The organism is Barnesiella sp. CU968 (genome assembly GCF_905219685.1).
In the GTDB taxonomy this organism is placed as follows: Bacteria; Bacteroidota; Bacteroidia; order Bacteroidales; family Muribaculaceae; genus Lepagella; species Lepagella muris_A.
This window is the reverse complement of sequence record NZ_CAJMXD010000208.1, coordinates 1-5,321: the sequence shown is the minus strand read 5'-3', so window position 1 is coordinate 5,321 and position 5,321 is coordinate 1. Positions and strand designations below refer to the sequence as shown.

The following is a 5,321-nucleotide window of genomic DNA, read 5'->3' as shown; positions in this document are numbered from 1 at the left end:
TGCCGGAACCCACACCTCCTCAAGAACCAGAAACAATTCCGAATCCCGACTCCGATTAGCGATATGACAGACAAAATACTCTGGGCTGATGATGAGATAGATCTTCTCAAGCCCCACATACTTTTTCTTAAAGCCAAGGGATATGAAGTGACAACCGTATCCAACGGGCGCGATGCGCTCGATGCGCTGGAAAACGAGCCTTATTCCCTGATTCTGCTTGACGAGAATATGCCGGGAATCTCCGGACTGGAGACTCTTGCCCTGATAAACCGCTCGCATCCCGACATCCCGGTTATCATGATAACCAAAAGCGAGGAGGAAAACATCATGGACCAGGCGATCGGCAACCAGATCGCGGATTATCTCATAAAACCGGTTAACCCGAACCAGATACTCCTTTCAATAAAAAAGAACCTCCACAGCCGGGAGATAGTGGCGACACGCGCTTCTTCAGAATATCAGCAGGATTTCATGAGAATCTCCTCTCTTATAAACACAGCCGCGTCAATACAGGACTGGATGGATGTATACCGCGAGCTGGTAAGATGGGAACTCAAACTTGCGGAGACAGACAATTCAATGTCGGAGATGCTTCTGATGCAGAAACGCGATGCAAACTCCAATTTCTGCAAGTTCGTGAAACGCAACTATGAGGACTGGGTGACAGGTTCGGAACATCCGCTTATGAGCCATGAGATTTTCCGACAGCGTGTTTTCCCTCTGCTCGACAAGGGGGAGAAGACATGTTTCATACTTGTTGATAATTTCAGACTCGACCAGTGGAAAGTGGTGTTGCCGCTTGTGTCGGAATTCTTCAATGTGTCGGAAGAACTGTATACCACCATTCTTCCCACCTCCACGCAGTATGCGCGAAACGCCATATTTGCAGGACTCATGCCGCTGCAGATAGCGACAATGTTTCCGCAATACTGGGTAGACGAGGATGAGGACGAAGGACTTAATATCCACGAAGAAAAGCTGGTACAGACCCAACTCGACCGTTTTCGCCGAAAGGACAGATTCCAGTATACAAAACTCAACGATTCATCGGCAGGCGAGAAATTCGTTCAGTCGCTCTCCTCCTCCAGAGACATACCGCTGCAGGTTCTTGTGCTCAACTTCATAGACATGCTTTCACATGCACGCACCGAATCAAAGATGATACGCGAGCTTGCGAACAGCGATGCCGCGTATCGGTCGCTTACGGAGAGCTGGTTCCGCCATTCGTCAGCCATCGACATCTTCCGCCGGCTTGCCGAACTGGGATACAAGGTGATTCTTACCACGGACCACGGCACGATACGGGTAGACAATCCGGTGAAAGTGGTGGGTGATAAAAACACCAATACAAACCTGCGCTACAAAGTTGGAAAAAACCTGAGTTATAATCCGAAACAGGTATATGAGATGCATGATCCCAAGCGTTTCGGACTGCCGGCTCCTAATCTGTCAAGTTCATTCATATATGCGTGCAATGAGGATTTTTTCTCATATCCGAACAATTACAATTATTATGTGCAATATTACACCGGCACTTTCCAGCACGGAGGTATCTCGCTTCAGGAAATGCTCGTGCCGCTCGTGACATTGACACCAAAACAATGAAGCCATGCGTACACTCCTCTGTCTGATAGCCGCCGCGCTGCCGTGCGCGTCACTTATTCCCGGCACTCCGATGCGCGAAATCGAAGACCGCGCTGCAAACGGCGAGGAATGCGCCATATCCGCACTGCGCGATTCCGCATCAGTCGGTTCGCTGCGGGCAATGAATTATCTGGGGTTCTTATACTGGCAGGGAAAGGGTACACGTCTCGACCGCGATTCGGCACTTATGTATCTGCGGGGCGCTTCAGCTGCCGGAGATGCCAAGGCTTCGGCGAATCTCGGGCACCTTCTGCTCGCAGGCTCGCCGGAACTGCCGGCAGACACGGCAGAAGCTCTCCGCCTTCTTGATTACGCGGCAGGACGCAGATCTCCCTCCGCTTTACGGGAACTGGCAGACTATTTTGAGGGAAATCCGGGTGACTCCGCATCTGCCGGAGCAATAAAAAAAGTGGCAGACGCTTATTCGCACGGCAACATATTACGCTACGATTATAAAAAATCGATCATATATTATGACAGAGCCGCACATCTGGGCGACACTGTCGCAAAACGGATTGTTTCCGAGTTGATTGAGATTTTTCCCGATGCACTAAGATCGGAACATTCACAATAAAATCAATATGAAAGTCTCGTCAACCGCCGGTATCAGGATTCCTATTTGATCGAGAATCTGAACGGCACTTCGGCAGTAGATTCCACGGCTTTACCGTCTTTTGACGCAGGAATCCACGCCGGCATTTTCTTTACCACGCGTATCGCCTCCGCCTCAAGGTCGGGATCAACCATACGTTTTACCTTGATATTTCCGATGGTGCCATCGGTCTTTACGGTGAAAGAGACAACAACCACACCTTCCACTCCATTTTCAGCAGCGGCGGCGGGATAGACGAGTGTCTTGCCGATAAATTCCGCCTGAGCCTTGTCTCCTCCGGGGAAAGACGCCTTTGTCTCTGCTGCAAGTGCCGTAACGGAAGCCACAGCAGCCATAACCAATACAAGTAAAAACTTTTTCATAACAATTGTTTTAATTTGCCGAAGCCACGTAGGCTTTCAACAAAATAGTTTTATCCTAATATTAGACAACCGTCTCTTAAAAAGGTTTAAGAGACGGTTAAAAAACAGTTTCCAGAAGACGGTTTAAAACTTCATGTTTAGAATTTCAGATACTCATTGAAGAATCCTGCAAGGGCATCAAACGGAATTATATCCTTACGGTCGTAAAGGTCTGTGTGGCTTGCTCCGGGAATTGCCATAAAGAGTTTGTTGTTGTCCTGACCCGGATTCACAGTCAGCTTTTTGTAGGCGTCACTGCCGAAATAAAAGGAATGTGCCTTTTCGCCATGAATAATCATTACCGCGTTCTTAATCTCGGCGGCACGGCTCATGAGCGGAAAATTTATCCACGGAATCGGGGATGTAGCATTCCTGCCGCCGTTTGAGTTCAGAGATCTGGGGTGATAGCCTCTGGATGTCTTATAATAATCGAAATAATCACGAAGGAATTTCGGTGCGTCTTCCGGAAGCACATCCGGCACACCCCCTCCAAGCTTCGGCGTACCGTTGCGAAAATCCTCCGTACGCTGCGCTGCAAGTGCCGCTCTCAGTTTGTCACGCTCTTCGGCAGTGTCCGCACTGTCGAAATATCCGTTGGCGCTGACCCGGCTCATGTCATACATTGTCGAGGCTACGGTCGCTTTTATGCGAGGGTCTGACGCCGCCGCATTTATGGCAAGACCACCCCAGCCGCAGATGCCAATCACACCGACAGCCTCAGGATTTACCGACGGATGAGTCACGAGGAAATCAACGGCGGCGCTGAAATCTTCCGTGTTTATGTCCGGAGAGGTCATATAACGCGGTTGTCCGCCGCTTTCTCCAGTAAACGAGGGGTCGAATGCCAGTGTGATGAATCCGCGTTCCGCCATTTCCTGTGCGTAAAGACCGGAACACTGCTCCTTGACCGCGCCGAAAGGACCGCAGACCGCTATCGCCGGCAATGAACCGACGGCATTTTCCGGACTGTACATATCGGCAGCAAGAGTGATGCCGTAACGATTGGTGAACGTAACTTTCTTATGTTTCACTTTATTGCTACGGGGAAAAGTTTTATCCCATTCCGGTGTAAGTTCGAGGCTTTCCATTTCCATAATGTTTTTATTGTTTTGCGATTTGATTGTCATCAATGAAAAAACTGCCAATAGAAGCAAGGTGATGTTTCTTTTCATATGTCTGTATATCTCTTAATCCGTATTGCAAAATTAACATACCGACAGACAAGACAAATAACCAATGTTACGCAAGAATATACCTCGATTACGGAATTTCACACATGCGGTCGACTGCCATCGTTCGCATAAGCGTCATAGAGGTAACCGGTGACCGTCACGCAGACCGTTGCGACGGATGAATCATTGGTTTTCCTGTGAAAGTTTATTAATTTTGCAGTTTCAGCGATTTATGCAGTTTCAGCGATTTATTATGAAAATAGATTTAAAAGGACATGCCTCGATGTTCGGGGCAAATGCCATATGGGGTGTTATGTCTCCTATAGCAAAATTCGTAATGATCAGCGGCACAATAACCCCGTGGGTCGTAACAAATCTGCGTATTGCCGGTGCCATGATCCTGTTCTGGCTCGTGTCTCTTTTCATGAAACCGGAACATGTGGGGTCTAAAGATCTGGCAAAGCTCTTCGGAGCCTCGCTGCTTGCGATCATATTCAACCAGGGCTGTTTCATTACCGGTCTGGGAATGACATCTCCCACAAACGCTTCAATAATCACGACAAGTATGCCGTTATGGGCAATGATTCTCGCTGCGTTTTTTCTGAAAGAACCCATAACAGGCAAAAAAATAATGGGTATTGCCGCCGGAGCTGCCGGAGCGGTGCTTCTTATTCTCGGAGGCAGCCCGGCGTCCGGAGGCTCCTCCTCATCGATATGGGGAGATCTTACAGTGCTTACCGCCCAGTTGAGCTATGCCCTGTATATCGTGCTTTTCAAGAACTTTGTATCCCGTTATTCACTTTTCACCGTCATGAAATGGATGTTCACGTTCGCATTCATATGTATAGTGCCGTTTTCTGCCGGAGAACTTGCCTATACAAAATGGGATGCCGTGACTCCCATGGAGTGGGGAGCATTGTCATTGGTTGTGGTCGGTGCGACTTTTGTATCTTACATACTTGTCGTGATCGGTCAGAAACGTCTGCGTCCCACAGTGGCGGGGATGTATAATTACATACAACCTCTTGTGGCTTGCATAGTCGCGATACTGTGGGGTATGGATACTTTTGGAATAACAAAAGCATTTGCAATACTTCTGATATTTGCAGGCGTATTCCTTGTAACCATGAGCCGAAGCCGGAAAGACATGGAGTCGGAATAATGTCTTTAATCACATAAGTAAGTGTTGGAAATTGTTGCGATATTCTGTCGGCGACACTCCAAGCATATTTTTCACAAACCGGCTGAAATGAGACTGACTGTAAAAATTCATGCGTGCATAAAATGCGACTTCCGGGCTTTCGGTATTTTTTTGCCCCACAAGGTCAAGAAAGCGAGTGAAGATATTGGCGGTATTGCCGTTAAGTATTTTGTTCCTGTTGATTTCAGCGGCATAATATTCTGACCGACAGCAATCATTGATGTTAAAATTTCTAAACATTTACGACTATGGCACAGAACTTAATGAAAGGAACTTAGGCGTTCCAAGAC

The 5,321-nt window shown here is 48.0% G+C and carries 5 protein-coding genes; 3 read left to right on the top strand and 2 right to left on the bottom strand.

Annotated elements, in window-relative coordinates:
• Positions 1-54 precede the first annotated feature (54 nt).
• Entirely contained in the window at positions 55-1,605 is a 1,551-nt protein-coding gene (locus JX312_RS08815) for a bifunctional response regulator/alkaline phosphatase family protein (RefSeq protein WP_204457741.1), read from the top strand.
• Between the two features lie 4 nt (positions 1,606-1,609).
• Positions 1,610-2,218, top strand: coding sequence for a tetratricopeptide repeat protein (locus tag JX312_RS08810; RefSeq protein ID WP_123403220.1), 609 nt, complete (start codon positions 1,610-1,612; stop codon positions 2,216-2,218).
• Between the two features lie 41 nt (positions 2,219-2,259).
• Here the strand turns inward: JX312_RS08810 and JX312_RS08805 are convergent, their stop codons facing one another.
• Together JX312_RS08805 and JX312_RS08800 are read right to left on the bottom strand one after the other, a co-directional pair.
• Positions 2,260-2,619, bottom strand: a complete 360-nt coding sequence (locus tag JX312_RS08805) for a TonB family protein (RefSeq protein ID WP_123403218.1) — start codon at positions 2,617-2,619, stop codon at positions 2,260-2,262.
• A 137-nt stretch (positions 2,620-2,756) separates the two neighbouring features.
• Positions 2,757-3,830, bottom strand: coding sequence for an alpha/beta hydrolase (locus tag JX312_RS08800; protein ID WP_204457740.1), 1,074 nt, complete (start codon positions 3,828-3,830; stop codon positions 2,757-2,759).
• Positions 3,831-4,080: 250 nt separating this feature from the next.
• Between JX312_RS08800 and JX312_RS08795 the strand changes: the two genes are divergently transcribed.
• Complete coding sequence (locus JX312_RS08795) at positions 4,081-4,992, top strand: DMT family transporter (protein WP_123403427.1); 912 nt, start codon at positions 4,081-4,083, stop codon at positions 4,990-4,992.
• Positions 4,993-5,321 lie beyond the last annotated feature (329 nt).